The organism is Microcystis sp. M53602_WE12 (assembly GCF_030065455.1).
Lineage (GTDB): Bacteria > Cyanobacteriota > Cyanobacteriia > Cyanobacteriales > Microcystaceae > Microcystis > Microcystis aeruginosa.
Genome location: NZ_JASJFB010000493.1, coordinates 1 through 3,951, shown reverse-complemented (window position 1 = coordinate 3,951; position 3,951 = coordinate 1). Strand labels below are relative to the sequence as shown.

The following is a 3,951-nucleotide window of genomic DNA, read 5'->3' as shown; positions in this document are numbered from 1 at the left end:
TGAATGGTCAAACAGAATCAGGTTATATTTCCTATCAAACAAGAGTTGTCGAGACAGATAAAAGTATCTTTAACGCTCTATGGGAAAAATCTGAAAAACTCTCTACTCAAGCTAATATTCAGGAACAATTAGCAAACCTGAATACCTGACCCCGAACTTTATTGTTTTATTAACTGATGCTCACAATGCGATCGCTCTTTCTATTCTATTTTGATAAAAAGCGATCGCTAAAAAGAAATTTCTCGGTCGTTTGTCACACAATCCTGAAGATATAAATCAATTAGTTCCTGATAAGAAATTCCTTTTTCTTTTGCTTTTTTTTCAAAGAAATCAATGACATCAATCCTTAAAGGTAAAGTGACCTGCCGCTTGAGTTGTTGAGCAAAAGGATTAGGACGACTTTTCATATTAGCGAGATCATACTCTGATTTCATAAACAATAACCTCGATGAGGACAGTATAGTATTTTGGTTAAATTTAACGACTCAATTATAATACATACAATCAAATTAACGATAGTTCGCTCTTAAAAAATTTTTCTCTCTCACCTCAGAAAAACTGCGATCGCTCTTTCTATTCTATTTTGATAAAAAGCGATCGCTTCCCCACAATCCCTAAAAAATAACCATAAAATTAATTAATAAGTGGGTAGGCGTTAAAAATTATCAGATGCCCCCCTTATTAAGGGGGATCCCCCCGCCTATCGGCACCCCCCTTATCAAGGGGGGCAGGGGGGATCGAACCTAAAATCCATTATTAATTTAATTATAACCAGCCACTTAGAATATCGGAGAAAGACAAAGATGATTATCGCTCAAGAAAAACCAACTATTGCGACAGTCACCAAAACCCCTGTCACTTTGGAAGCATATCGGGCGATCGCTGAAACTTCTCAGGAACGTTATGAATATTGCCATGGAGAAATGATTCTTATGCCTGGAGGAACCGCAACCCACAGCGCAATTGCGATCAATATCTCGGTTTTTTTGGGATTTTTATTGAGAGATAGGGATTTTCGTCTGTATAACAGCGATCTGCGGTTGTGGATTCCTGAATATCATTGTGGAACCTATACCGATCTCATGGTTGTTAACCATGAACCGGAATTTAACGGCGATCGCAAAGACGAAATTCTTAATCCTTTATTTATTGTAGAGGTGCTTTCCCCCGCCACGGAAGCATATGATCGAGGTGATAAATTTAGAAAATATCGTTCCCTGTCAAGTTTTTGTGAATACCTGCTCGTTAGTCAAACTGAACCCTACATTGAGCAATATCTCAGACTCGCACAGAGCGATCGCTGGCAACTACAAACCTACGATCAACTTAGTCAAATAATCCCTCTGGAGAGTTTAAACGTTGAACTTCCCTTGCTAGAAATTTATCGTCGTGTTAGTTTTGCCGCAGCCTCATAAATCCCTTAATCCGATTAATAACCTTTCTATTTTGTTTACATAAAAAGCGATCGCCCCACAGTTTAAACTCAAAAAACCGCCATCGACAAAGAAGCGGCGAGTAGTAGTTCATTAGAACTACTCTGGATAGTTAGGCAGAGAATGATATTGAAAAATGCCAAATATACTGCCGACACTGCCGACACTTAGAATACTGCCAACACTGCCAATACTGAGAATACTGCCGACACTGCCAATACTGAGCATACTGCCGATACTAACCAGACTTAAAATGCTGCTGGCACTAGCGAGACTTAAAATACTGCCGGCACTGCCTAAACTCAAGATACAGCGATAACTAGCTTTGCTCAGATAATTAAGACCAGAAATCATTTTAAATCGGGGAAAGATTGGGGAATAGTTAGGGAAGTATTTTGCCAAACCTGTTGTAAACGCATAGCCGGCATAGTTAGATAAAGAATATCACCTTGATCGAGAGTGATTTCCAGTAATTGCCAACCGTGGATAGTTTGACCCTGTTTTTCTAGGTAAAGTGGCACAAAATCGGCATTCATCGCCGCTTCCTTGACAATTTGCCCCATAAAAGGATGATTAGGTGTGATTAATGTAGCCAAAGCAACCCAGAGGAGATCATCGGTCATGCCATTACCGAGAATTCTACCGCCCAAAGCGGCCGCAGCGAAGGAATAGGTAGCTAGATCCCGGGGACATAATACCGTATCAAAATCAAAAACCTCTTGAATCGATCGCCCGAATTGTTCCTGAGAGCAGCGTAAAACTAGATTAATTTTAGGAGCGATCGCTTTAGCAGTGAGGGCAATCTCCACATTAATCATATCCTCGTAAGTAACCACGATCAAAGATTCGGCGTTGTTAATATTAGCGGTTTCTAGGGTAGCCACTAGACGCGCATCCTCGATGATAACGGGGATTCCCCAGGAGCGCACGGAATGCAAAAATCTATTATTGGGGTCCGATTCAATCACCACCACTTCACAGCCTTGGTCGTGCAATTGTCGCACGATCCGGGTGCCGATACCTCCTAAACCACAGATAATGTGATGATTGCGGACGGGAATGCGGGTAGCATCCCAAAACTGCTTAAAGCGACTACCGAGAATAAAATCGTTAAGGAGAGCATAACAGATACCGATAACCCCCGCACCGACAATCATCATGACCACGGTAAAAATTTTGATACTATCGGGGGTAGATTCGGCCACTTTTTCGTTACCTCCGGCACCGGTAATCATCCCGACGGAAAAATAGAGGGAATCGACGAGGGAAATTTTTTGATTAACGCTGAGATAGGTAACGGTAGCAAGGGAAATCATCCCCAAGAGGGAAAGGGTGACAAGAATTACCGGTTGGACATAGTGCTGATAGGGACGGAGATTGAGCAGATTTCTCAGCCACTTTTGCAGTTTAAAACGCTGTTTTGCTCTAATTGTCGGTTTATTGCCGATAATGAGATGATCGCCAGTTTGGAGTTTTTTGCCCGAAAGAACTGCGGAAACCAGATCGATTTCGTCGTGAGCGGGGAGATAATAGATTAACATCCGGGCCGGATCGTCCCAAAGCTCGTAGAGGGGTAATCCCCACCAAGGATGATTTTCCTCGATAATTATCTCTTGAATTGGCCAAAGGCGATCGAATAGCTGTAATTGACCGATAGCTTTATTACCAAGGGCAGCAAAGGAAAAGATCGGGGCTGCTAGGGAAGCAACGCTCATGCTAACGTGAGCAGGGAGGGTTTGATCGAGTCTTTCTCCTAAAGTTTCGTTAAATAGTCGGTTAACTATCCGAATTTTCGGGTTAATTATTCTTGCGCGGGTGAGAATTTCTAGATTGAGTGCGTCGTTATCGATGGCCAAAACTAGGGTTTCTGCATCTGGAAGGCCAGCTTGCAGCAGAGTTTTAGGAGAGCAGGGATCGCCGATAATAATATCAGACTGGTATTCGCAGACCATTTGGCGATCGCTAATCGCCACTACTGCCGCAGATTGTTGTTTGAGTAAACAAAAGATTTTATAACCCGTGCGACCTAATCCACAGACGATGATTTGCGGTTTCATTCGTCGAGCGCGTTTTTTGCTGATTAACCTTTCAGTTCTAGCGCAAAAACTAGGAAAAATCTGTAACTAAAGCTGCAATGCTGCCAATTTTCCTAATCAGGCTTTGAAGATGATAAAATAACCCTGATCATCGATTGAATCACTTAAGCCTTGACTCGCTTTCTTTGGGACAAATTTAGTAAAGATTACCTCGAAACTTTTCTCGCTTCTTCCGGTGACGTGAAAACTAGCCTTGATGTGACGGCAGAAACTCAAGAAATCGATGTCTATTTTCGACCGACTTCCCCAGAAATACCGCCCGAATTAGGTTTATTAGGCCGATTAGCTCAAACCCCTTGTCTATTGGAACCCTATCGCAATCCTGTCACGATTGAGGGAATTCTCGCTTGTTTATCTAAACTGTTGACTGTGCGGGAACAATTACAAAGAGAAGCTCACCGTCATCAACAACCCTTATTAGC

The 3,951-nt window shown here is 42.2% G+C and carries 4 protein-coding genes and 1 pseudogene; 2 read left to right on the top strand and 3 right to left on the bottom strand.

The window, feature by feature from the left end; genetic code table 11:
- Positions 1-227: 227 nt before the first annotated feature.
- Positions 228-434: a UPF0223 family protein gene (locus tag PX482_RS16390; protein WP_002740011.1), complete on the bottom strand. Its 207-nt coding sequence runs from the start codon at positions 432-434 to the stop codon at positions 228-230.
- 369 nt (positions 435-803) lie between these two features.
- Here PX482_RS16390 and PX482_RS16385 point away from each other — a divergent pair, with 369 nt between their 5' ends.
- A complete protein-coding gene (locus PX482_RS16385) occupies positions 804-1,415 on the top strand; it encodes a Uma2 family endonuclease (RefSeq protein WP_288094876.1) in 612 nt (203 codons plus the stop codon).
- 117 nt (positions 1,416-1,532) lie between these two features.
- Here the strand turns inward: PX482_RS16385 and PX482_RS16380 are convergent, their stop codons facing one another.
- Together PX482_RS16380 and PX482_RS16375 are read right to left on the bottom strand one after the other, a co-directional pair.
- Positions 1,533-1,787, bottom strand: coding sequence for a hypothetical protein (locus PX482_RS16380; protein WP_002750132.1), 255 nt, complete (start codon positions 1,785-1,787; stop codon positions 1,533-1,535).
- Positions 1,784-3,490, bottom strand: a complete 1,707-nt coding sequence (locus tag PX482_RS16375) for a potassium channel family protein (RefSeq protein WP_288122695.1) — start codon at positions 3,488-3,490, stop codon at positions 1,784-1,786. The genes PX482_RS16380 and PX482_RS16375 overlap by 4 nt, the downstream gene beginning before the upstream one ends.
- Positions 3,491-3,640: 150 nt before the next feature.
- Here PX482_RS16375 and PX482_RS16370 point away from each other — a divergent pair.
- Positions 3,641-3,951 (top strand): annotated as a pseudogene (locus PX482_RS16370) (DUF4351 domain-containing protein); the annotation flags it as partial.

Bases quoted from the DNA above. Each gene is read 5' to 3' on its own strand.
- PX482_RS16390 (WP_002740011.1), bottom strand. From the start codon at position 434: ATGAAATCAGAGTATGATCTCGCTAATATGAAAAGTCGTCCTAATCCT.
- PX482_RS16385 (WP_288094876.1), top strand. From the start codon at position 804: ATGATTATCGCTCAAGAAAAACCAACTATTGCGACAGTCACCAAAACC.
- PX482_RS16380 (WP_002750132.1), bottom strand. From the start codon at position 1,787: ATGATTTCTGGTCTTAATTATCTGAGCAAAGCTAGTTATCGCTGTATC.
- PX482_RS16375 (WP_288122695.1), bottom strand. From the start codon at position 3,490: ATGAAACCGCAAATCATCGTCTGTGGATTAGGTCGCACGGGTTATAAA.